The following is a 23,620-nucleotide window of genomic DNA, read 5'->3' as shown; positions in this document are numbered from 1 at the left end:
CAAGACATCGTTTTCTTCCTGGCGTCCTTGGCGCCTTGGCGGTTCACTTCCCGCTCGCTCAACATGATTGTTGTTCTGGAGCGCGCGCGTCACCTCGGCTCGTACGTCGCGACGATGTTGCCGTTGTCGAAGGTGCGCTCGGAGACGCGGCGGAGCGCGATGGCGCGGTCGAGGCCCTCGAAGAGGGTGCGGCCGCCGCCGAGCAGGATCGGCACGATGACGAACGTGTAGCCGTCGATGAGCCCGGCCCGCGCGAGCTGGGCCACGATCGTGCCGCTCCCCATCACGAGGATCGGCTCGCCGCTGCCCTGCTTCATCGCGGCGATCCGCTCCACCAGGTCGCCGCGGAGCAGGGAGGCGTTCGCCCAGCCGACCTGCTCGAGCGTGCGCGAGACGACGAGCTTCTCCAGCCGGGCCATGCCCTCGGCGACCTCAGGCATCTGCTGGCGCGCCGCCTCGGTCGTCCAGAAGCTCGCCATGAGCTCGTAGGTCTTGCGGCCAAAGAGCAGCGTGCCCCGGCCGCCCCTGGCGTTCTCCGCGGTGAAGCGCGCCCACTCGGGATCACCCGCGGAGGACGCGTGGGCCCAGCTCATGTCGCCTCGCGCATCGACGAAGTAGCCGTCCAGCGAGACGTTCTCGAACACCGTCAGCTTTCTCATCGCAACCTCCTCGCGCGACCGCGACGTGAAGTGATAGTCCTGAATTAGGACTGGACGGTCCTGAAGTCAAACTCCATCGTGGATCCCATGCGTAGCTACCAGGATCCGTGCGGGATCGCGCGCGCTCTCGACCGCGTGGGAGAGCGGTGGGCGCTCCTCGTCGTGCGCGAGCTCCTCCTCGGCCCGCGGCGCTTCACCGATCTGCGCGCCGGGCTCCCTTCCGCCAGCCCCAACGTGCTGTCGCAGCGGCTGCGGGAGCTCGAGGACGCCGGCGTCGTGCAGCGGCGCGCGCTCGCGCCGCCCGCCGCGGCGACGGTCTACGAGCTCACGCCCCGGGGGCGCGAGCTCGAGCCGGTGCTCGTGTCGCTCGCTCGCTGGGGGAGCCGGGCGGTCCCTCTGCCCCGGGGCGAGCTCAGCCCGAGCGCGATGATGATCGCGCTCCGCACGACGTTCGACCCCGGCGCGCTCTCGCGCGGAAGGCTCGCTGTCGTCCTCGACGGCGAGCCGTTCTCTGTCGAGATCGCGTGCGGCGCCCTGTCGGTGGCGCGCGGCGAGCCCGAGGCGCCCGACGCGACGATCACCACGACCGCGCGCGCCCTCCGCGCCGTCGTGTTCGCGGGATCCGCGGGACGCGAGCCGCGCGGGGTCGAGATCGCCGGCGACGCCGCCCTCGCGGCGCGCTTCCTCGGCGCGTTCGTGCGCCCGGCGCCATCGGAGAGGAATCCATGACATGCCCTGTCCACGGCTCGAGCGCCTCGATCACGACCTCAGGTGCGTCGCGCCCGGCACCTACGCCATCGCCGCCTGGCTCGACCGGCCTCACCACGGCGCAGCGCGAGGCCCTCGGCCACCTCGGGTAGAGCTCCCGCTCGCGCGCCGCCGCGAGCTGGGGTAAGGAGCGTCCCCGACCGTCCGTGCGGCGTGATGATGAGGTAAGCCATGACATCCCCCTTCTCCGACATTCCGCTCGCCCCCGCCGACCCGATCCTCGGGTTGACCGACGCCTTCCAGAAGGATCAGAACCCGCGCAAGGTCAACCTGGGCGTGGGCGTATACCAGAACGCGCAGGGCAAGGTGCCCGTGCTCAAGGTGATCCGGGAGGCCGAGAAGCGCTGGTACGAGAAGGAAGACTCCAAGTCGTACCTGCCGATCGACGGCGCCCAGGCGTACACGCGGGCTGTCCAGGAGCTGCTCTTCGGCGACGGCTCGGCGCTGGTCAAGGACGGGCGCGTGGTCACCGCGCAGGCGCTCGGCGGCACGGGCGCGCTCAAGCTCGGCGCCGACTTCCTGCGCCGGTTCCTGCCGGACTCGGCGCTCTGGATCAGCGCGCCGAGCTGGGAGAACCACCGCGCGCTGTTCGAGTCCGTCGGCTTCACGGTGAGCGAGTACCCGTACTACGACCCGAGCACGCACGGGCTCGACTTCGCGGGCATGCGCCGCGCGCTGCTCGAGGCGCCGGCTCGCTCGGTTATCCTGCTCCACGCCTGCTGCCACAACCCGACCGGGGTGGACCTCGACGCGCAGCAGTGGGATGAGGTGGTGCGCATCGTGCGCGAGCGCGATCTCGTGCCGTTCATCGATTTCGCCTACCAGGGCTTCGGCGACGGCATCGAGCAGGACGCGGTTGCCGTGCGCGCCTTCGCCCGCGCGGAGCTGCCCTGCGTCATCGCGAGCTCGTTCTCCAAGTCGTTCTCGCTCTACCGCGAGCGCGTGGGCGCGGTCAGCCTGGTCACGACCAGCAGCGATGAGGCGAAGCGCGTCGCCTCCCAGATCAAGCGCGTGATCCGGACCAACTACTCGAGTCCCTCCTCCCACGGCGCGCAGGTGGTTGCCCTGGCGCTGGGCGACCCGGAGCTGCGCCGGCAGTGGGAGGGCGAGCTCGGCGAGATGCGCGATCGCATCCGCGCGATGCGCGGCCACTTCGTGGAGCTCCTCGCGAAGAAGGGCGCGGGTCGCGATTTCTCGTTCATCACGCGGCAGAAGGGCATGTTCTCGTACTCCGGCATCGAGCTCGAGCGCGTGCGCCGGCTGCGCTCGGAGTTCGGGCTGTACATCGTCGACAGCGGGCGGATCTGCGTCGCGGCGATGAACGAGAACAACCTCGAGTACATCACCGACAGCATCGCCGCGGTGCTCTAGCCCTGCTTTCGCAGAATGCACCCGCCGATGCTCAGGCAGGTGCAGGCTCTCCGGGCGCTGCGACCCCCGATCCCAAAGGAGCGCGTCGAGCCGCAGCAGGTCTGCGGCTCGAGAAAGTAGAAGTCCTGCCCCTCGACGTCTTGCCAGCGGCTGCCGATCCGATGTGATGTGTAGAACAGCCGGCAGGGCTTGTTCATGTCGTAGTTGCTGGGCATATCGACGTAATACACGCGATTTTGGCCCGAACTCGAGATCGTATACTCCCTGGTCGTCAACGTGGTTGCCTTGCCGCACCCCGCGCTCGGCACAGGCGCGTTCCCCATGGGAATGGCTCCTTCGGGCCAGCCACCCATGCCAGCACCGCCGCTGCCGGTCGGCTCAGCCCCGCCACTTCCGCCGCTGTTGTCGCCGCCGGTCCCAGCCACGGTGGTGCCGCCAGAGGTCGCAACGCCGCTGCCGCTCGCGCTGCCGCCAGAGGTCGCAACGCCGCTGCCGCTCGCGCTATCAACGGAGCCGGTCGCCGTCGCTCCGCCCCCTCCGTCGTTGTTCGAGTCGGACTCGGCGGGGGCGCACGAAATCGCGACCCAACTCGCAAGGGTGGCGCAAAAGGCGAGTCGGCTGAACGTTTGATCTTGCGTCACAGGTCTCCTACGTTCCGGAATCAGGTGAAAAGGAAACAAAACGATTCGAGCGTATCAAGGGCGACTCGCCACACTCACCTCCGTGGACGGCGCAGAAGGCGGATGGATGCCTGACCGCCGCGTGACGGAGGTGGTGTTGTTGCTCCTGCCCAGGCCAGCGATGCTCATGACGTGTCCGGAGGAGCAGCGGAAGAGGCGACGACGCACGACGGCAGCGGGCGGCGAGCCATCGCAGCCTGACCGCAGCGAGGACCGATGGACAGGTCGACCCCCGAGGCGCGCCACGAGCCAGGGGCGCGCGGCGCCCGCCCGCCAGAGCTCGGCCGGTTTCGACGCTCGGGGTCTGTGCTGCGACGGGCTCCCCGTGTACGCTCTCCCTGGCCTCCTCATGTCGACATGCCCTACGTGCCGAACCGAGCATGCGGACGGCGTCGTCGCTTGCCCGCCGGACGCTGACACGCTCTCGCCAGACCCCGCGCTGCCGGGCGCCGATCCGGATCTCGCGCCAGGCACTCCGGTCGGCGAGTACCGCATCGAGGCGAAGATCGGGGTCGGGGGCTTCGGCACGGTCTACCGCGCCATGCACCCGGTCATCGGCAAGGCGGCGGCCATCAAGGTCCTGAGCCGCCAGTGCTCGGCGAACCCGCAGCTCGTCTCCCGCTTCGTCGCCGAGGCGCGGGCCGTGAACCAGATCCGGCACCGCAACATCATCGACATCTTCTCGTTCGGCGCCCTCGACGACGGCCGGCACTACTACGTGATGGAGCTGCTCGAGGGGATGACCCTCGACGCCTACCTCCGCAAGCGCAGGCGCCTCCCGCCCGCCGAGGCGCTGCCCATCCTCGTCAAGATCGCGCGCGCGCTCGACGCCGCGCACGCCGCGGGCATCGCCCACCGCGACCTCAAGCCCGAGAACGTGTTCCTGGTCTTCGACGAGGACGGGACGATCTTCCCGAAGCTGCTCGACTTCGGCATCGCCAAGCTGCTCGGCGAGCCCTCGACGACAGCGCACAAGACGCGCACGGGGCACCTGATCGGGACGCCGCTCTACATGTCCCCCGAGCAGTGCCGCGGCAGGAACGTCGATCACCGGACGGACATCTACTCGTTCGGGATCCTGGCGCACGAGCTGCTCGCCGGCGCGCCGCCGTTCGACGGCGAGAGCGCGTTCGACCTCCTGACCAAGCACGCGTCGGAGCCGGCTCCCCCCCTGTCGAGCCTGGCCACGCACCTGTCGCCAGCGCTCGACGCGCCGCTCCTTCGGATGCTCGAGAAGGACCCCGCGAGCCGCCCGGCGTCGCTGCTCGAGGCGACCGCGGCGCTCGTGGAGGCCGCGCGGGGCGCAGGTTACGACGTGCCCACGGGCCTGCTGCGGGCGAGCGACGCCGCCGTCGGGCGCGGCGGGAGCGACGCCGCCGGACGCCGCGCGCGCACCGCAGCCGCGGAGCCGCTGGCCGCCGGGCTCGCGCCGACGCAGCCGGGTCCCGTCGCGGACGCGAGCACGGACCGCAACGGGACCGAGACGGTGCTGCAGCGGTCGCTGCCGGGCAAGGTGGAGAGCACGCCGGCCGCGGCGTCGCGGCGGAGGGCAGCGCTCGCCGCGGTCGCCATCCTCGGCGGCGCCGCGGCCGCCTCGCTCACGCTGCGCCTCACGGGGAGCGAGCATCTGGCCGACGCCCCGCGCGCGCCGGCGTTGGCTGCGCCGGCCGAGTCGGCCGCGCTGCTCGCCCCGGTCGCGCCGGCGCCCGCCGCCTCGGCCGCACCCGCGCCCGCCGCCTCGGCCGCACCCGCGCCCGCCGCCTCGGCCGCACCCGCGCCCGCCGCCTCGGCCGCACCCGCGCCCGCGGACGTGCCCACGGCGAGCGCCCGCGGGGCGCCGCCCGAGGTCGAGCTCCAGATCCAGGCGACGCCGAAGGAGATCGAGGTGTGGAGCGAGGGCAAGCTCGTCGGTAAGGCACCGGGGCCGCTGCGCCTGCCGCGCGGGCGCGCCGTGAAGCTCACCTTCAAGTCGCCCGGTTACCAGGAGCAGGCGCGGGAATTCCTGGCCGAAGCGGACGGCGCGCTCACCGTGACGTTGAAGAGGGCGGCGGCGACCTCGAGGGGCGCCGTGAGGAAGGGCGACCTGGAAGATCCGTTCCAGTGAGCATGCGCGCGCGATCCCGCTCCACGCGACACGCGCGGACGGCCGCGGGCGCCGCGGCGCTGCTCGGCGCGGTGGCCGGCTCCGCCGGGTGCGAGGAGCTCGGCGAGATCACCCCGGGCATCTGCGGCAACGGCGTCATCGAGCCGTCGCGCAACGAGGACTGCGACTGCTTCGAGGCCAGCGAGGCGTGCGTCGTCGAGACGAAGAACGCGCAGGGCGCGATCTCGAGCGCCGTGTGCAACCCGCCACGGAGCGAGAACGAGTGCCGCTTCGGATGCGACGACGCCGGCCAGGGGTGCCCGAGCGGGTGGGGCTGCGGGATCGACCGCGTGTGCCGCGTCTCCACGGGCGAGTTCAGGCCGCTCGGCGCCGCGCTGCCGCTCGGCGCGCAGCGGCTGCTCACGGGCGATCTCGACGGCGACGGCCGCGGCGACCTCGTGGGCGTCGGCTCGACGAGCCTCGAGGCGCTCTACTTCGATGCGAACAGCACGGTGGGGACACAGGTGTCGATCCCCTCCGCAGGGGACACGCCCGCGCTCGCGCGCCTGACCGACGACGCGACGACGGACATCGCGCTCAGCGTGGGGCCCGGCGTGGCGATCCTGAGCGGCCAGCCGGGCCGCACGTTCGCGCCGGTCCCCGTGCTCGCGTCGGTGTTTCCCCTGGAGCCGCTGATCGGCGCGAAGCCCGGGATGGTGACCTTGCGCGGGGCGCGCCTCCTGCCGGTCGGCAGCACACCCGAGGACGGGCAGACGTGGGTCGCCCTTGTCGCCGGGACCGTCACGGGCACGGGCGGCGCGGCGCCGGAGGACGTCATCGTCGTCGTGCAGGGGGCGGCGAGCGACGGGCTGTTGCTCCTCGGTCAGCAGCGCGGGCGGCGCGACGTCGCCGGTCCGCTCGTGAGCGCGGACCTCGACGGCGGTGGGCTCCACGAGGTGGTCGTCGCCCTCGCGGACGACTCGGCCGTGCGCGTCTACTCGCCGGACGGCGGCGCGCACACCGCCGTCGAGCTCCCGGCCGGCGCGCGGATCGCGGGCGCGCCCTTCCTCCGGGACGTGACCGGCGACGGCATCCTCGATCTGCTCGTCGGCGCCACGTGCGCGCAGCGCGACCCGGGCCTGCCCGCGCATGCCGCCTGCTACGAGCTCGACGTCGCGGAGGGCGCGGGCGGCGGCGCGTTCGGGGACATGCAGCCTTACGGTGATCTCTCGTACCCGGCCGGCGAGGCGGGCTCCCAGCGCTCGCCCGGCCTCGGGGCCCCCATCGCCGTCGGCGATCTCAACGGCGACGGGGTGCTCGACGTCGTGGACCCCGGCGCCGTGAGGCTCGGAAAGGCCCGGACGTCTCCTCCGTACCGGGTCGAGTTCGACCGGCTCGCGCCGGCGAAAGGCCGGCGCTGGACCAGCGCGGTGATCGCGGACCTGACCGGCAACGGCGTGCCCGACGTGATCACCGGCTCCGCAGACGCGACGGATCTGACGTTCTTCAACGGCGTCCCGGGCGCGCTGCCCTCCGACTTCAAGCTCAACGAGCTCAAGATCCCGACGCTGGGCAACGTCTCGAGCTTCGTCGTGGGCGACTTCGACGGCGATCTCCTGCCGGACCTCTCGTTCGCCGAGAGCGCCGGCAGCTCGCTGTCGAGCGCGGCCCACCCGACGCTCGCCGTCTGCTTCGGCCGGTACATGAAGGCGCCGGAGGCTCCGGTGCGGCTCGGCGCCTTCGAGGGGCTCCTCGATGTCGCTGCGGTGCGGCTGCCCGAGCCGGACGACGCCGTGGACGACGTCAGCGTGCTCTTCTCGCACGGCGGGGACATCGCGTTCAGCCTCATCGAGGGCAGCAGCTCGCGGTCGTTGCTGCCGCCGCTGCCGCTCGTCCGCGAGGGCGACGTCCGGCAGGCAGGCGAGCTGCGCGCCGCGAAGAGCATCGCCGGCCGCTTCACGGGCGCTCGGTCGGAGATCGCCTCGCTGACGATCGTGCCCCCGCGCCCTGGCTCCTCCGCGGGCCTGGCCGATCTCTGGCTGCTGCCGGCGGTCGAGGCGGACGCGATCGCCATGGTCGACAAGAACCAGCAGCGCATCTCGCTTCCCGCGGAGCTCATCCCCTCGCGGGAGCCCGCGTGGGCGCTGGATGGGGTCGCCGTCGACCTCGAAGGCGACGGAGCGGACGAGATCGTCCTCTCGCTGCCGGTGGAGGTCGCGGAGGAGGACGCGGCGGCTGGATCAGGGGCGCCCGCGCTGGAGGGCGCGGTCGTCCTCGTGCGCCGCGGCGCGAGCGGCGCGCTCGGGGTGCCGGAGTCGGCCATCGCGCCGGCGCCTGGCACGCTGTACGGGGGGCTCCGCGCGGGCGACGTGAACGGCGACGAGCGCGCGGACGTCGTGGGCATCGCTTACCGGCTGGAGCCGGGGACGCGCAGGATCGCGGCGAGCCGGCTCGCCGTCTTCTGGAATACGGGCGACGGCGCGCTGGACGCGCCGGTCGAGCTCGAGCCCGCGGACGCCGGTCTGGAGGACCTGGCGAGCGAGGTCACGAGCGTCGACTTCGCCCGCATCGACGAGGGGTCGGGAAGGGCGCTCGTGGTGCTCACGCGCGGCGCGGCCTACGCGCTCGATGCGTGCGGCGATGAGGCGGCGGCTTGCCACGACCTGGGCGGGCACCTGCTCCGCAGCCGCAAGCTGGACGGCATCCCCGGCGGCTCCGCGATCGCGACGTGCGACGTCCTCGGCGACGGGGTCGACGACCTCGGGGTGCTCAGCGACGGCGCGCTCCGCGTCCACGAAGGGGTCCCGATCCGCCGATGAGGACCTCGCTTTGCGTCGTGCTCATGGCCCTCGCGGCGACCGCGCTCGCGCCGCGCGCGGCCTCGGCCGAGGAGGACATCGAGCAGGCGAAGGCCCTCTTCAACGCCGGCGCCCAGGCCTACGCCGCGACGCGGTACCGCGACGCGGTGCAGTCCTTCGAGGCGGCGTACAGGAAGGCGCCGCGCCCTGCTCTGCTCTTCTCGCTCGCTCAGGCCTACCGCCGCCTGTACGTGGTCGAGCAGAGCCCCGAGGCGCTGAGGGCGGCCATCGCGAATTACCGGCGGTACCTGGAGCAGGTCCCGCAGGGCGGGCGCCGCGCGGACGCGACCGAGGCCCTGAGCGAGCTCGGCGTGATCGCTGCGCGCCTCGAGGCGAGCGCTCCGTCGTCGCCCGACGCGCTGGAGGCGGCGCCGCCCGACGCCAGGCCGAGGACCCGCATCAACGTCACCTCGCCGACCGCGGGGGCCCGCGTGTCCATCGATGGCCGCGCGCCGGTCGAGGTGCCGCTGATGGCCGAGGTCCAGCCGGGCAAGCACCGGATCAAGATCACGGCCGACGGCTACATCGACGAGGAGCGCGAGGTGGTCGCGATCGAGGGGGACGTCCTCGGGATCGACAGGGAGCTGCGCGAGCGGCCGGCGCTCCTCCAGGTGAAGGCCCCCGTCGGCGCGCAGGTCACGCTGGACGGGCGCTTCGTCGGCACGACGCCGCTGCCGCTCATCCAGGTCGCTCCCGGCAAGCGCTTCTTCGTCGTCACGAAGAACGGCCACATGCCGTTCTCGCGCGAGCTGTCGCTCCGCCGCGGCGAGCGCCGCGTCATCGAGGTGGGCCTCTCGAGCTCCCTCCAGCGGAAGATGTCCTATGGCCTCGTCGCGGTGGGGGTCCTGTCCGCCGCCGTCGGCGTGCTGACGCTGACCTCGAGCCTCGCGGAAGAGGAGGAGGCGCGCGAGATCGAGGAGAAGCGCGGGCGACAGGGGATCTCCGAGGAGGAGCTGGGCCAGTACCGAGCTCACCTCGACACGCGCGACGAGTTCGCGAACGCCACCACGGCCCTGTTCGGCACAGCCGCGGTGTTCGCCCTCGGCGGCTTCGTGTTCTACGCCTTCGACACGCCGACCCCCCCGCCGCTGCCCGCGCGCACGGACCCCACCCCCGCGCGCACGGGCGGCCCGATGCTCGAGCTCTCCGCCGCGCCGATCCTCGGGCCGGGGCTCGGCGGAGCGGGGCTCGTCGGCCGGTTCTGGTGACGGCGGCGCAGCGCCCTGGGTGGCGCCCCAGCTTGGGCCGGACGTCGAGCCGTCGAGCCCGCCCGCTCGCGTCGACTCGCAGCCGGAGCCTTGCCGCTCGCCAGTGCCCGCAGGCTCTACTGGGATCACTCGCTTTCATCGACCGTACGCCGTGCAATGCCCCGTGTCACCTGGCCGGCAGCTCACCGAGCTGCCAGCTGCGTTCGTCCCACGGCACGGGCCCGGCAACGCTCTCTCCCAGCGCCTCTAGCTTCTTGATGGTCGCAGGCGTCGCGCGAAAGCTCGATCCGTCGAACGGAAAGATCAGGCTCGCGCGCCGCTCGCGCAGCGAGGCGTCACGCCCCTCGCCGCACGCCTGCTGCAGGCGCTGCGCCTCGGCGGGGGTCGGCGTGACGAGCTCGTGGATCGCCAGCACGACATCGGTGCGCCCGTCGCCGTCTGCGTCGCGCAGCTGCACGTTGTCGAGCGTCGAGGCCGGCGCGGACATGCACGGCATGAACGGGGTGAGCGCCGGGCCGAGCATCGCCACCTCCACCTTCTCACGCAAAAAGCGCAGCGCTCTCACCGCGCTCGGGTTCGGCGTGCCAGCGCTGATCCAGGTCGCGACGAAGAGCTCGCGGCCGCCGGCGGCGCGCAAGCGTTGCACGCGGGTCGGCTGCGCGTCCGCTTCGTGAACGTTCACCACCCACCACCGCGACGACCGCTGCTCCAGCAGAAACAGGCGCGTGGCCCAGCCCGTGCCCGGATCGGTGGCGACGACAATCGCCTCATCGGCGCCGGCGCGCGTGAAGTGCCCGCGGGCCGAGGATACCCAGATCGTGCCGATGCCATTGTCGTGACGTCCCGCGCCGGCTATCTCTGCACAGCCGAGCCCTGTTCGCGGATCCTCGATCACGCGGCGGCAGATGGCGCGCAGCTGTTTCACCTCCTCGCTGGCGGCGCGCGGGCCGCTGACGGCGACGTCGCCCAGCGGCTTGAGGCGCAGGTCCTCGACGGGCTCGACGGACCTGGCAGAGGCCCGCGCCGGGGTCGGGGCGGGCGGCGCCGGCGCGGCGAGCACCGCGGCAGACGGCGCCGCTGGAGCTGCCGTCGACAGGGTGGTCGGGCCGGCGATCGAGCTCGCCGCGGACCGCGCCCCTGAACGCAGGACACGTGGCGAGCTCGCCGGCTGCTCCGGCGCGACGCGCGTGGAGGCGCAGGCGACCGCGAGCAGCAGCGCAGAGACCGGAAAAACCACCTTGCGAACCATCCTGAGGCAGGGAACACCACCGCTTCGAGGGCGTCAACCCGGACCTGCTGCGACCGCGTGAGGCGACAAGACACCACGGAAGTGACAGCCCCCTTGCGGGGGTGTTGCTCGTTCATCAACCTCAGACACCGCGCTCCACGCGGTGCATCTGGCCCATCGGCCGGGGCCTTGCGAGCGCGAAGGGCGATGAGCCGGACGCGCACTCAGGAGGGCTGCGCGAGATGCCATGTGCCGACGGGAAGCGCCGTATGTACTCGAGACGATGCGAGCGCCAGGCTCTGCCGGCGCGGCGTCTTCCAGGCGCCCACGCGCTGTGACGCCGCGAGGACGAGCGCCGAGCCAGGTGAGCTCGACGAGCATCTCCTCGAGCGCGGCCAGAGTCATCACGTCGAGATCGTTGGTGGGCTCGTCGAGGATGATCGCGTTGACGCTCTGGGTGAGCATCTTCGCGAGCGCCACGCGCGCCCGCTCCCCGCCGGAGAGCGAGCCGACCGGCTGCCGCGCCTTGCTCGGGTCGAAGAGGAACCGCTCCAGGTGGAAGCGCTCGCGGGAGAACCGCGCGCTCATCTCTCGGCTGAGGGGCCGCCAACCACGTGCAAGGAACGCGATCTCCGAGGATGGATCCTGGTCCCAGCGGTTTCCACAGCAGCTTGGCGTGATCCCGCCATCCAGATTGGAAGCTTTCGTCCTGGACGCCACTTGACATGCGGATCCTCGCTGTGATGCGATGTTCATCAGGTCACGCAAGGACTCGATGTGACCTGTCGCGCCGCATCGCTCCGGGGGGAACAGGCACGTGATGCGCTGGCCGCTTGTCCCGCTGCCGACTCGATCGTGCCGATCCTCCGGACGTGACTCCCCCGTCGGGCTTCACGCTCGCGCACGACCAGCCGTCGTCCACGAGCGACGGGCCCATCCACGCCATGGTCTACACGAAGGTCGTGGGCTCGAGCGAGCCTGCCGAGTACACGTTCGATGTTCCGGCGGGCGTCCCAGGACCGAGCCATCACGACGCTCGCGGTCCCGCCCTTTCGGTTTGCTGCACTACACTTCCTCGCGCTGCAATCCGGCTTTGGCCCCGTACCCCCGCGGCGGGGGGCGCGTTGGCCCGGCGAAGCGGGGTGGCGGCGCAGAGCCGCATTCCGCTGTCACCATAAATGGTCGCAATTTTCTGAATCAAGGTCGGCTCGCGACGGAGCACGCGCTCGATCTCCTCTTGCACGACGCCGACCCGCGCGGTAGACGCTGAACCACATGGTTCAGTATTCGAATGCCCGCCTCGATGCTTCCTTCGCCGCGCTTTCCGACGCGACCCGGCGCGGCGTTCTGGAGCAGCTCGTACGAGCCGACGCTTCGATCACGGACCTCGCCGAGAAGTTTCACATGACCCTCACGGGCATGAAGAAGCACGTCGGCGTCCTCGAGCGGGCCGGGCTCGTCACCACCGAGAAGGTCGGCCGCGTGCGTACCTGCAAGCTCGGCCCGCGCCGGCTCGACGAAGAGACGGCGTGGATCGAGAGGTACCGCCAGCTCTGGGCCGCGCGCTTCGACGAGCTGGACAAGGTCATCGAGGAGCTGAAACGAAAGGAGAACGTCGATGGACGCAAGTAAAGAGAGTGAGCCCCAGTTGACGAGTAATCGCACGACGGTGGAACCGAAGTCCGACCGCGAGATCGTCGTCACACGGACCTTCGATGCCCCGGCGCGCATCGTGTTCCAGGCGTGGACCACGCCGGAGCTGTTCAGGCGGTGGTGGATACCGAAGTCGATGCCCGTGCCTCTACTTTCCTACGAAGCGGATATTCGCACCGGCGGCAGCTACCGCCTGGTCTTTGGTCACGATGCCGCGCAGCCGATGGCGTTCTTCGGCACGTACCTCGAAGTGACACCGCACTCGCGCATCGTGTGGACGAACGACGAAGCGGGCGACGATGGCGCCGTCACGACCGTGACCCTCGAAGAAAAAGGCGGCAAGACGCTGCAGGTGCTGCACGAGCTCTATCGATCCAAGCGAGCGCGCGACGCCGCCCTGGCCTCGGGCGCGTACAGCGGGATGGGCGAGACGTTCGACCAGCTCGATGAGCTCCTCGTCACGCTCGGTACGACGGCGCGATCGTCCTGAAGCCTTCGCGCGGGCGGCGCGCCGGGGAGCGCGACGAGCGCGGTCCTCCTTCTCGGCGCTGCGCATTCACGCGGGCGGCGCGAGGCGCACGAGGGCCGCCGCCCCGGCACGCGCGAGAGCCTCGCGAGCGGACACGGGATTGCCTACGTCAAGCGCGCGAGCACGCGCCGGCCCCGCGCGCTACGGCGAGGGCCGGGCGGCCAGGCGCCACACGAGCGTACGCCACGCGTCGCGCTCGAAGAGCTCCGGCCGGCGCCCGGCGAGGAGCGGCGCATAGCGCGCGACGATCTCCGGAACATCCGTGGACACGAGCCCCGAGAGGACGAGCGTCCCCGAGGGCGAGAGGCGCGCCACGATCCGGGGGGCGAGCGCGGTGAGCACCTCGCGGAGGATGTTGGCCACCACGACGTCGAACGTCCCCTCCGGCCACGTCGTCGCGAAGCGCGCGCGCGCCTCCACCGCGCTCCGCCGCGCGTTGTCCTCGGCGATCGCGATCGCGGCGGCGTCGATGTCGACCCCGAACGCCTCGCCGCCGAGCTTCGCGGCGCCGATCGACAGGATCCCCGTCCCGCTCCCGACGTCGAGGAGGCGGAAGCCGCCCCGCGGCGCGAACGCCGCGAGCGCCTGGAGGCACATCCGCGTGCTCGGGTGCCGCCCGTCGCCGAAGGCGTGACCTGGACCGAGCACGATGGTGCGCTCGTCGACCGCCCCCTCCCACGGGCCGGTGACGACGCGAAAGCGAGGCGGAACTTCGATGATGGTCGGACGGTCGCTCATGCGTCGTGGGAGCTTGCCACCGCGCGGCCGGAGGGTCATCCGGGTCGCGGGGGCTCGCCTCCGAGGCGAGCATCGATGGCTCCTCACGCGCCGGAGCACGTCTCTGGATGTCCCGGGAGGAGGAGCCAACCGATCGCGGAGCTCACGCGACGATCGCGACGCCTCGCTCGGGCGGCCATCCAGGGGAACGGTCGCGCTCGATGTCCTCCCCCGGCCCTCCGCCTCGATCCCCTGGAGGACAAAGGATTTTGTTCATGCGCACCGTCCCATTCCCTGGAACTTTGTAAATATATTTAACTTACGAATTGTGAACGTACACATCGCTGCATCGCCGACCCGCAGGGGCCGCCCAAACAACGATAATTATGCAGGTGTGGTAACACCTGTTGATTCTATTGACCGGGTGCGTATGCCGCTGTTAGCGTGCAATGACCTGCCCGATGCGGGGCTGGACGCGTCTGACGGACTGAGCCTTTCGGCCTGCGAGAGCGATATGCAATTCAACGACCTGCTTCACGCATCTGCAACCGACCACCGTGCACCCCGACGACGCATGGCCACGCTCGTGGCGCTGACCGCGTTGTCGCTGAGCGCGTGCGGCGGTGATGGCGACAACTCGCTGGGTGGCACGTCCGAGGGCGGCGGCGGCGCGCCCGGCGCGACGACGGTCGGCGTCGGCGGCTCGGGCTCGATTTCTAGCTCCAGCGCTGGCCCTGGCCCTGGCTCTGGCTCCGGCGTCGGCCCTGGACCTGGCGCGAGCTCGAGCGCGAGCTCGGGCACCGGCGGCTCACCCGACGCGCCGTATGACCACTGCGTCCAGGGCTACAAGCCCCACCCGAGCGACTCGAGCCCCACGATGAAGGACGGGCCCGCGGAGTTCTTCCCGCCGGGCAACACCGATCCGAACATCGTCGATACGACGGTGCAGCCGGAAGTCCTTGAATGGATGTACGACAACAAGTGGCAGGCGGCGCACGTCGAGTGGCACGCGATCCGCGCCTGCAACATCCCGGGCGGCCGCGGGCTCAGCAAGGTGGATATCTGCAGGTTCACCCAGCTCATCCCGGAGGATCAGAACTGTCAGACCGCCGGCGACGGCTATCAGTTCCTCGTGTTTCACCGCCACATGATCCAGGCGTTGAAGCAGCTCTGGCCCAACCATAGCGAGCAGTTCACGGGCTTCACGAAGTTCCCGACCAAGGCGGAGGACGTGCCGCCCCAGTGGCGCTCCGCGTGGCGCGACTGGGATGCGTCGGCCCTCGAGGCCGGCAGGATCGGCGACGAGATCGACAAGCCCGAGAACCTCGCGAGGTTCCCGGACGAGGGCACGCTCGGCTTCTGGCTCCAGTGCAACGTGGGTCAGCGGCTGCGGGGGGCGACCAACATGCCCTGGGTCGGCCTCCACTTCGTCCTGCACGCCAAGTGGGCGCGGCCGGGCAACACGACGCACGGTGTGAACAACACCGAGGCGAACATCGACAACTACATGTTCTGGAAGCTCCACGGCTGGATCGACAACGTCTGGGAGAAGTACCGCCTGGCCAAGGGGCTGAAGCCGGACGATCAGAAGCTGAAGGACGATCTCGTCGCGCAGTGCCGCGAGATGGACACCGAGATCAGGATCATCAAGGAGAACCTGAATCCGGACGAGGTCGTGAACCCCAACGAGCCTCTGCCGGTGGAATCCGGGTTCTTCCACGAGCGGGTGCGGCCCATCTTCGAGAGCAACACGAACCTGTGCAGCGGCTGCCACGCCGAGACGGGCGCCAACGCGCGGCTGACGCTCGGCGGCCACATCAGCTCCAAGAAGATCGTCGAGGGTCTCGTCAACAAGCCCACCCTCGGCGGCGGCCAGTACAAGCTCGTCGTCCCGGGCGATCCCGACCGGAGCTGGCTCTACCTGAAGGCGGCCGGCAGGGCGGAGCAAGCGGGCTGCATGCAGACCGCCACGGCGCAGTGCATCCCGGGCGTGATGCCGCCCAGCACGACCGGGCCCACCGTGAGCCCGCAGCAGCTCGAGATCCTGCGTCAGTGGATCCAGGACGGCGCGCAGGGCCCGCAGTGATCGTCGCGACACGTTGATCGCCGCCCCGCGCGCCGCACCACGGCTGCGCGGGGCGTCTTCACGTCACGCCCCGCGCGCCCGCGTCACGGCTGCGCGGGGCCGTGGACCGCGCGCCGGATGGCGTCGGGGAACTCGCCTACCATGCCGGCGAAGGCGGTGTTGGTCAGGACGACGACCGTGAGCTTCGCGCCGGGATCGACCCAGAAATGGTGGCCGTAGGCGCCGCTCCACTGCCAGGTGCCCACGGCCGAGGGCGCCGCGCCCTGCTCCGGCTCCGTGAGGACCGCGACGCCGAAGCCGAATCCCCACGCCTCGCCGAGCAGCGGCACCCTCAGCTTGCCGATCTGGTTCGACGTCATGGCCGCGGCCGTCTCCGGCCGCAGGATCTTCCCGCCACCGGTGCGCAGCGCCTCGAGGAACCGGACGTAGTCGGCGGCCGTGCCGACCATGCCGGCGCCGCCCGACGGATACGAGCGCGGATCGAGCGCGCGGGACGGCGAGAACGTGACCTTGGCCGGCCCGAGCGACACGGCCTGCGGATCGGCCATGCGCGCCGGGCGCGGGCTCGCGTCGCCGTAGGGAATGGCCAGCCGTTGCGGGTCGGCCACCGTGAACGCGAGGTCGATGCCCAGCGGCCCGGTCACGAGCCGGCGGACAACGTCCGGCAGGGGCGCGCCGCCCGCCTTTGCCACGACCCCCCCGAGCACGTCGGTGGCCAGCGAGTAGTTCCACGCCGTGCCGGGCTCGAAGAGGAGCGGCGCCTGGGCGATCCGCGCGAGGTTCTCCTCGAGCGAGAGGCCGGGCTGATCGAGGCCGTCCGACACGCGCGCGCGGTGGTACGGCCCGCCCTCGGGCTCCCCGAACGTGTAGTTGAGGCCCGCTGTGTGGGTGAGCAGGTGCCGCACCGTGATGGTCGCGGGACGGCCGTCCGCGAGCCGCGGCGCGAACTCCGGGAGCCACTTCGTCACCGGATCGTCGAGCCCCAGCGCGCCCGCGTCCACGAGCGCGAGGGCGGCCGCCGACACCACCGGCTTGGTCATCGACGCGAGGCGGAAGACCGCGTCCTCGCGCATCCGGATCCCCGCCTCCCGGTCCACGAAGCCGGCAGCGCGCCGGTAGACGACCTCGCCGTCTCGCGCGACGAAGACGACGGTGCCGACGATCCGCCCCTCCGCGGTGGCGGCGTCGATGACCGCATCGAGCCGGCGCTGGAGCGCGTCGTCCCCCCGCGGCGCGGGGGTCGCGGCAGACGGCGCCGGCGGCGCCGTCGCCGGCGCCGCGGCCGGCGACGGGCCCCCGCAGCCTGTAAGGGCGGCCGGCAGCGCGGAGAGGAGCAGGCCCGAGGCGAGCGCCAGGGCCGGGGCACGGAGCATCTTCACAGTCGAACCCATGAACGTCTGACCTCTTCTTCCCTTCTCGTTGTCAGGCCTGGCGCGCGGCGCCCGATGGCTCGTCCGGCGCGTAGCGGACGACCATCACCGTGACATCGTCACGGAGCTGCTGCCCTGCCAGGGGGCCCACGAGGCCCTTCACGATCGCGCCGGGCGACATGCCCTGCGCCGCGAGCGCATGGAACCGCTCCACGAGCCCGCGCGTCTCCAGCATGCTCCCGTCGGGGGTGACGGACTCCGTGATGCCGTCGGTATAGAGCAGCACCGCGTCCCCGGCGTCGAGCCGTATCACGTCGTCCTGGAGAAGCGCCGTGATGTCGTCCTCGATCCCGAGCCACATCCCGCTCGTCTCGACGACCTCCACCGTGTCGGAGCGCGCCCGGTGGATCGCGATGTCCAGGTGAAGCCCGGCGTGGCGGACGGTGCCGCGGCCGAGCTCCAGCGCGACGAGGGTCATGTACTGATCCGGGCTGATGCGGAGCAGGTTCTCGCGGACTGCGCGGTTCACCCGGCTCAGCACGACCGCAGGGGTGAGCGGCTCCCCGTCGCGCGGCGACGTCGTGAGGACGGTGCGCACGGCGGTCTGCACCATCATCATGCTCAGGCCGGCCGTGATCCCGTGGCCCGACACGTCGCCGATGAGGACCCAGCCGCCGCCGTCCGTCGGGACGACGTCGTAGTAGTCCCCTCCGACGCTCTCGGCCGGCATCATGACGGCGGAGAGCTCGTAGCCGTTCAGGCGGGTCTGCTGCGGCAGCAGCACCGTCTGGATCTTTCGCGCGAGATCCATCTCGCTCCACAGCTCCGAAAGCAGGCGCCGGAGCTCCGCCGTCCGCGCCGCGACGAGCCCCTCGAGGTTCTCGTTCGCGCGCCGGAGCTCCTGCGAGGCGGCGTCCAGCCGCCCGTAGAGCATGGCGTTCTCGAGCGCCACGGCGGCCTGCGTCGCGAGGAACTGGAGGAGCCCGCACCGATCGGGGCTGAACGCCTCCGCTGCGATGCTGTTCTCCAGATAAAGGACGCCGGTGACCCGCCCGCCCCGCAGCATCGGGACGCACAGCACCGATCTCGGCTGGACCCGGGCGAAGTACCTGTCCGAGGCGAAGCGCATGTCCCGGTGCGCGTCCGTCAAGACCGTCAGCTCGCGCGTGCGCGCCACGTAGCGCACGAGCGACTCCGGCACCTCGGCGCTGCCTTGCAGCGCGCGGGCGCCCAGGCTCATGGCGTCGGGATCGATGGTCATGCTCGCCTCCAGGACGAGCGCGCCGTCGCGGTCGAGGATCAGGCACCCCCGCTGGGCCCCCGCGTTCTCGAGGAGCGTCCGCATCAGCCGCTCGAGGAGCCGATCGATGACGAGCTCCGCGGAGATCGCCTCCGTGGCGCGGACGGCCGCCGTGAGGTCGAGGCTCTCGCCCGAGCGGACGGTGCTGGCCGTCTGGCTGGAGGCCCGCTGCGGGATCGCGGACTTCCCGTCCGCCGGCCTGAGCGCCGACTGCAGCGGCTCGGCGCTCCGGAGCAGGTGCGCGTACGTCGACCGCAGCGCCGCGACCTTGCACACGGCGCCCCAGCGCTCGTACCCGTAGATCGCCTCGGCCAGGTACGCGCTCGCCACCCTGGACCTTCGCTGGTCCAGGTGGAACCGGCCGGCCAGCTCGTTGCCGAGCGCCACCGCCTGCGCGAAGCCGTGCTCCTGGGCGAGAGCGATCGCGCGATCGTACAGATCCAGCGCGTCGGACGTGCGCCCGTCGATCCGCGCGATCTCCGCCTGCACGAGCGCGGCGCGGTGCGCGTGGTTGTCGGGCGAGGACCGCGCCCAGGCCTCCAGCGTGGCGGCGTCGGCGCGCAGCCGATCCAGCAGCGCGGCCTGCTCTTCCGGCGCCGCGGTGCGGGTCAGCTCGGCCAGGCTCAGGGCCCGGTGGAAGACGTGCTCCGCGTGGTAGAAGTGCCCCGGGACGAGCGTCCAGCGATCGCTCGTCGCCACGGCGTCCCGGAAGCGCCCTGCGAAGTACTCGACGGTCGCCTTGGCGACCCCGTACATCGGCAGCCCCGGCGGCGGCGAAGCGGCCGTGAAGGCGCTCTCCTCGAAGCCTGCGCTCTCCATGCTCGCAGGGTGCCTCGTCTGGCCTGTCAGCGCGCGAATCGCCTGCTGGAGGGCCCTGCTGAAGGCCTGGTTGACGAGGTCGCCCGTCCTGTCCGCGAGCTCGATCGCCGTCGAGAGGCTGTCCTCCAGATCGGCGAGGCTCTCGCCGGCATAGAACCGAAACTGCAGCACGAACGAGGCGCAGTACGCCGCGTAGACCTGATCGCCCATCTCGAGGCTGAGCCTCAGCCCCGACCGCAGCGCCTCCAGGCTGTGCGAGATGTGCTCGCACCAGTGCGAGATGAAGCCGCCGAAGAGGAAGCGGACCTGACCCTGGCTCGCTGGATCGCCGCAGCGGGTCGCCAGGTCCATGCCCAGCCGGCCGAAGCGGAAGGCGTGCTCCCGGTCCCCCGTGGCGACGAGGTGCACGATCGCGTACTGCTCGTAGAAGAACCCCGCGAGCGACGCTGTCCCGCGGCGGAGGAGCTGGACCCCGCTCAGCACGAGCAGGACGTGCAGCTCCGGCACCGCCTGGAACGCCGCCGGGATGCCGGTGGCGAGCGTGTCGAGGAGCGCCAGCTCGCGGGCGTCGCAGAGCTCCGGCACCGCCCCGAGCGACTCGACCTCCGATCCCGCGATCGCGGCCTGGTACGCCCCGAACGCGGCGCCTATCGCGGCGCCGAGCGCCGCCCTGTCCGAGAGGGGCGGCAGGTCCAGGTCGAGGAGGCGCAGCGCGTCGACGACCTTCGCGCACGCGGGCGCGAGCTTGCCGGTGCTCGTGAGCAGCAGCACCTCGAGGTTGCGGCCCTTCACGCGATCCAGCACGGCGCGCGCGTTGCGCTCCACGGCCTGGAGCAGCGCGAAGGCCGAATCCAGGTTTCCGGTGAGGAACTCGCACTCTGCCCGGACCAGGTGAGCGGCGCAGACGACGTCGTACTCCTCGAACCACCCCGCCTCGCCGAGCACGTCGAGCGCCGCCTTCAGGTAGTGGACCGCCGCGTCGGGCGCCGCCGCCGCGCGCGCCTTGCGGCCGGCGGTCAGGTTCAGGCGCGCGAGCTCGCGCCGCTCGGCCGGATCGACGATCAGGCTCGCGCCGCGGTTCAGGTGATCGGCGATGGTGAACAGCTCGCCGTCGCTCCGGCCCGCGTCGCTGCGCTCCAGCAAGAGCCGCCCGAACCGCAGGTGGAGCGCCGCCTGCTCCTCGGGGCCGATCAGCGAGTAGGCCGCCTGCTGGACGCGGTCGTGCTGGAAGCGGAACGCCGCGTCGAGCGCGCCGTCCAGCGCGCCGCCCGGGTCGTGGTCTCCCTCGGCGCTGTAGCGGTATTTGCCGTCCAGCGAGACGATGAACCCCTGGCGCAGCGGCTCCCACAGGTGGTCGGCCACCTCGCCGTGGGAGCGCTGGGACACGACCGCCAGGGTCCCGAGGTCGAAGCTGTGCCCGACGCAGGCGGCGAGGCGCAGCATGTCCTGGCTCGCCTGCGGCAAGCGCCGCAGCTCGGACACCATGAAATCGATCACATTGTCCGTCGCGAGGCGCTGCCCGACCTGCGCCGTGTCCCACGTCCAGGCCAGGCTCTCCGGGTCCAGGCGCAGCAGGCCGTCCCGGTGCAGCGCGGTGAGGAACTGCGCGAGGAAGAAGGGGTTTCCCCCCGTCTTCTCGAAGAGGACCGCCCCGAGCTCGCCCGCGGCCGCGGAGGTGCTCCCGAGCGCGTCGCCGAGCAGCTCGGCGATGTGCGGAAGCTCCAGCGGGCGGAGCGCGATCTCGCGGATCGCGGCGCCGGTTCGGCGCAGGTCCTGGAGCATCAGGTGCAGCGGGTGCGCGGCGTCGATCTCGAGCTCCCGGTAGGCCCCGATCACGAGCACGTGGCGCGCGTCGGCCGCCGTCAGCACGTGCTGGAGGAGCCGGAGCGAGCTGGCGTCCGCCCACTGCAGGTCATCCATGAAGAGCACGAGCGGGTGCTCTGCCGTGGCGAGCGCGCGGAGGAAGCTCAGGAAGACGCGCTCGAAGCGGTGCTGCGACTCGCTCGGCCCCAGCGCCGGGACGGCGGGCTGCGGGCCGATCACGAGCTCGAGCTCGGGGACGAGATCGAGGAGGAGGCCCGCGTTCGGGCCGACAGCGTCGAGGATCTCGCGCCGCCGCCGCTCCAGCACCTCCGGCGGCTCCGCGAGCACGGACCGGACGAGCGAGCGGCAGGCGTGGGCGATGGGGCCGTACGGGACGCTCCGGGCCAGGTAGTCGAACTTCCCTGCCCCGAAGTGCGCTCCACCGAGGAGGTGCTGGTGCAGCTCCTCGACGAGGGCGGACTTTCCGACGCCTGCCTGGCCGGAGACGAGGACGAGCTCGCTCCCGCCCTGCTTCACCCGGCCGAAGCTCTCCAGGAGATCGGCCAGATCGCGCGCGCGGCCGTAGAGCTTCTCGGGGATCGAGAGCTCGTCGGACCTGTCGCGCTGGCCCAGCGTGAAGACCTCCGCCGCGCCGGACCGCCTGACCTGATCCAGGCACCGCTCCAGATCGTGCTCCACGCCGGCCGCGGTCTGGTACCGCTGCTCCACCGTCTTGCTGAGCAGCTTGAGGATCACGTCCGACAGGATCGGCGGCAGGTCCGGCCGGCACGCGGTGAGCGGCCGGGGGCTGCGGGCGATGTGGCAGTGAACGAGCTCCAGCGGATCGCTCGTGTCGAACGGCAGGGCGCCGGCGAACAGCTCGTACAGCGTGACCCCGAGCGAGTACAGATCGGCGCGGCAGTCCACGCTCCGGTTCATCCGGCCCGTCTGTTCGGGGGCGATGTACGCGAGCGTCCCCTCGAGCTGCGCGACCCCCGAGAGCGCGTCGACCTTCTCGGAGAGGCGCGTCGCGAGCCCGAAGTCGACGAGCACGAGCGAGCCGTCGGCCCGGGTGAAGAAGTGATGAGGCTTGATGTCCTTGTGAATGACGCGCTTGCGATGGACGGCCGCGAGCACCCGCGCCATGCCCAGCGAGAGCTCGAGCGAGCGCTGCAGGTCCAGGTAACCCGATCGGATCAGCCTGTCGACGGAGACGTCGCCCGCGTCCTCCATGACGAGGGCGAGGCCGTGCCCGTGGCGCTCCAGCCCCATCGCCCTGACGACCTCGGGCATGTCGAGCCACGCGAGCACCTCGTGCTCGTGGCGGAGGCGCCCCACCTCGAGCGACGTCGGGCGCTCGTTCCTCAGCAGCTTCACCATCACGGGCGTCCCGTCGATGGTGCGGTAGCCGCGGTACACCTCGGAGCTCCCGGTCTCGCGGATCTTCGCGTTGAGCGTGTACCGATTGGACAGGTTGATCATGGTGGGTCCTTGAAGGCTGGCCCCGATCGGACGACCTCGCTCCGGGGCGCGCCGGCGCGCGCCGCCGCTTCAGGTCACTGCACCCTCGTCTTCTTCAGCGTGCGCGCCAGGACCGCCATGCAGTTGCGGTGCGCCCGCTGCCAGTCGTTGTCGCGGAAGACCACGAGCACGAAGCGGCTCGTTTGATCCAGGAGCTTCACCAGATCCAGGAGCGGCTTCACCGTGGCCGAGTTCATGTACTCGAGCCCTGTCAGATCCACCGTGACGTCCGTGTCCTTGAGCTTCGCCGACCAGTCGTCGAGGTACGGGCTGAGGAAGCTGGCCGGGCTGCGGATGTCGCTGACGCCCGACCACTCGATGCGCGAGCGATCGGCCTCCCTCGTGATGCGCACGATCAGCCCGTCATGCTCGAACGTCCACTCAGCCATACACGCTCCTGGAGGCCGTCACGGTCACCACCTCGTCTGCATACGTCGCGTCGAGCGCGAAGCCGCCTTCCAGCGCGATCCTGTAGATCCCGAGGTTGGCGCTCTCGCTCGGACAGGCGAGCAGCTCCTGGAGCCGCTCGACATAGAGGTCTGTCTTGTTCGGCGCGTCTCGCAGGGACTGTATCCGACAAAGCAATCGATTCACCGAGCTCTGATCCGTGCAGCCGTTCACCACGACGATGTCGATCCTCCCCTCGAACAGGCCCAGCGTAAAGAGGATGGTCCGCGCCGCCGGCACCTCCTCGCCGTACTTGATGGCGTTCTCCAGCAGCTCGCAGGCTGTCATCGCGGCCGCGTCCACGAGGGCTCCAGGATAGGGCGCGAGGGCCTCGCGCACCGAGGCCCGCGTCGCCCGGATATTGCTCCACACCGGGCGAATGGAGGTGCTCAAGAGTGGTTGCATCACGCACACCTGTCAAGGCTGTGAGCTGGGCAGCGGGATCACGGTCTGGATGAGGGCGTCATCCGAGGTGACGGGTCGGGGGAGCCTGGATCGAGGGTGTTTCGAAACGAAACAG

The 23,620-nt window shown here is 71.3% G+C and carries 16 protein-coding genes and 1 pseudogene; 8 read left to right on the top strand and 9 right to left on the bottom strand.

Features of this window, described 5'->3' with window-relative positions; translation table 11 throughout:
- Nucleotides 1-89 precede the first annotated feature (89 nt).
- A complete protein-coding gene (locus tag WMF24_RS17105) occupies nt 90-659 on the bottom strand; it encodes a dihydrofolate reductase family protein (protein ID WP_437737479.1) in 570 nt (189 codons plus the stop codon).
- Between the two features lie 87 nt (nt 660-746).
- Between WMF24_RS17105 and WMF24_RS17100 the strand changes: the two genes are divergently transcribed.
- Both WMF24_RS17100 and WMF24_RS17095 read left to right on the top strand, forming a co-directional pair.
- The gene (locus tag WMF24_RS17100) at nt 747-1,388 is read left to right on the top strand and encodes a winged helix-turn-helix transcriptional regulator (protein WP_437737478.1); all 642 of its coding nucleotides are present in this window, start codon (nt 747-749) and stop codon (nt 1,386-1,388) included.
- Between the two features lie 210 nt (nt 1,389-1,598).
- Nucleotides 1,599-2,798: an aromatic amino acid transaminase gene (locus WMF24_RS17095; RefSeq protein ID WP_437737477.1), complete on the top strand. Its 1,200-nt coding sequence runs from the start codon at nt 1,599-1,601 to the stop codon at nt 2,796-2,798.
- On the opposite strand, the gene WMF24_RS17090 is transcribed toward WMF24_RS17095, so the two are convergent.
- Nucleotides 2,795-3,439 carry a hypothetical protein gene (locus WMF24_RS17090; protein ID WP_437737476.1) on the bottom strand — a complete coding sequence of 215 codons (645 nt, stop codon included), beginning with the start codon at nt 3,437-3,439 and terminating at the stop codon, nt 2,795-2,797. The two genes, WMF24_RS17095 and WMF24_RS17090, sit on opposite strands and share 4 nt — an antisense overlap.
- A 388-nt stretch (nt 3,440-3,827) precedes the next feature.
- Here WMF24_RS17090 and WMF24_RS17085 point away from each other — a divergent pair, with 388 nt between their 5' ends.
- The 3 genes from WMF24_RS17085 to WMF24_RS17075 are packed head-to-tail and all read left to right on the top strand — an operon-like array spanning nt 3,828 to nt 9,627.
- Complete coding sequence (locus WMF24_RS17085) at nt 3,828-5,582, top strand: serine/threonine-protein kinase (protein WP_437737475.1); 1,755 nt, start codon at nt 3,828-3,830, stop codon at nt 5,580-5,582.
- Between the two features lie 2 nt (nt 5,583-5,584).
- Nucleotides 5,585-8,380 (top strand): hypothetical protein, encoded by a 2,796-nt coding sequence (locus WMF24_RS17080; RefSeq protein ID WP_437737474.1) that lies wholly within the window; start codon nt 5,585-5,587, stop codon nt 8,378-8,380.
- Nucleotides 8,377-9,627 carry a PEGA domain-containing protein gene (locus tag WMF24_RS17075; protein ID WP_437737473.1) on the top strand — a complete coding sequence of 417 codons (1,251 nt, stop codon included), beginning with the start codon at nt 8,377-8,379 and terminating at the stop codon, nt 9,625-9,627. The genes WMF24_RS17080 and WMF24_RS17075 overlap by 4 nt, the downstream gene beginning before the upstream one ends.
- Nucleotides 9,628-9,793: 166 nt before the next feature.
- Here the strand turns inward: WMF24_RS17075 and WMF24_RS17070 are convergent, their stop codons facing one another.
- Together WMF24_RS17070 and WMF24_RS17065 are read right to left on the bottom strand one after the other, a co-directional pair.
- A complete protein-coding gene (locus WMF24_RS17070; RefSeq protein ID WP_437737472.1) occupies nt 9,794-10,687 on the bottom strand; it encodes a hypothetical protein in 894 nt (297 codons plus the stop codon).
- A gap of 531 nt (nt 10,688-11,218) precedes the next feature.
- Nucleotides 11,219-11,611: pseudogene (locus tag WMF24_RS17065) on the bottom strand (ATP-binding cassette domain-containing protein); the annotation flags it as partial.
- A gap of 519 nt (nt 11,612-12,130) precedes the next feature.
- Here WMF24_RS17065 and WMF24_RS17060 point away from each other — a divergent pair.
- Nucleotides 12,131-12,487 carry an ArsR/SmtB family transcription factor gene (locus tag WMF24_RS17060; RefSeq protein WP_437737471.1) on the top strand — a complete coding sequence of 119 codons (357 nt, stop codon included), beginning with the start codon at nt 12,131-12,133 and terminating at the stop codon, nt 12,485-12,487.
- Nucleotides 12,474-12,998, top strand: a complete 525-nt coding sequence (locus WMF24_RS17055; RefSeq protein ID WP_437737470.1) for an SRPBCC family protein — start codon at nt 12,474-12,476, stop codon at nt 12,996-12,998. Before WMF24_RS17060 ends, WMF24_RS17055 begins: the two co-directional genes overlap by 14 nt.
- A 180-nt stretch (nt 12,999-13,178) precedes the next feature.
- Here WMF24_RS17055 and WMF24_RS17050 read toward each other — a convergent pair whose 3' ends face one another.
- A complete protein-coding gene (locus tag WMF24_RS17050) occupies nt 13,179-13,775 on the bottom strand; it encodes a 50S ribosomal protein L11 methyltransferase (RefSeq protein WP_437737469.1) in 597 nt (198 codons plus the stop codon).
- Between the two features lie 856 nt (nt 13,776-14,631).
- Here WMF24_RS17050 and WMF24_RS17045 point away from each other — a divergent pair.
- Nucleotides 14,632-15,840: a hypothetical protein gene (locus WMF24_RS17045; protein ID WP_437737468.1), complete on the top strand. Its 1,209-nt coding sequence runs from the start codon at nt 14,632-14,634 to the stop codon at nt 15,838-15,840.
- Nucleotides 15,841-15,923: 83 nt separating this feature from the next.
- Here WMF24_RS17045 and WMF24_RS17040 read toward each other — a convergent pair whose 3' ends face one another.
- From WMF24_RS17040 to WMF24_RS17025, 4 genes are all read right to left on the bottom strand, one after another.
- Nucleotides 15,924-17,231: a serine hydrolase domain-containing protein gene (locus WMF24_RS17040; RefSeq protein WP_437737467.1), complete on the bottom strand. Its 1,308-nt coding sequence runs from the start codon at nt 17,229-17,231 to the stop codon at nt 15,924-15,926.
- A 31-nt stretch (nt 17,232-17,262) separates the two neighbouring features.
- Nucleotides 17,263-22,614 (bottom strand): AAA family ATPase, encoded by a 5,352-nt coding sequence (locus tag WMF24_RS17035; RefSeq protein WP_437737466.1) that lies wholly within the window; start codon nt 22,612-22,614, stop codon nt 17,263-17,265.
- A 74-nt stretch (nt 22,615-22,688) separates the two neighbouring features.
- Nucleotides 22,689-23,042, bottom strand: coding sequence for a hypothetical protein (locus WMF24_RS17030; protein ID WP_437737465.1), 354 nt, complete (start codon nt 23,040-23,042; stop codon nt 22,689-22,691).
- Nucleotides 23,035-23,505, bottom strand: coding sequence for a hypothetical protein (locus tag WMF24_RS17025; RefSeq protein ID WP_437737464.1), 471 nt, complete (start codon nt 23,503-23,505; stop codon nt 23,035-23,037). Before WMF24_RS17025 ends, WMF24_RS17030 begins: the two co-directional genes overlap by 8 nt.
- Between the last annotated feature and the right edge of the window lie 115 nt (nt 23,506-23,620).

It is taken from the genome of Sorangium sp. So ce1335, from assembly GCF_051521615.1.
Taxonomy (GTDB): Bacteria; Myxococcota_A; Polyangia; order Polyangiales; family Polyangiaceae; genus Sorangium.
The sequence above is the reverse complement of the archived record's forward strand: the minus strand, read 5'-3'. Positions and strand labels throughout refer to the sequence as shown.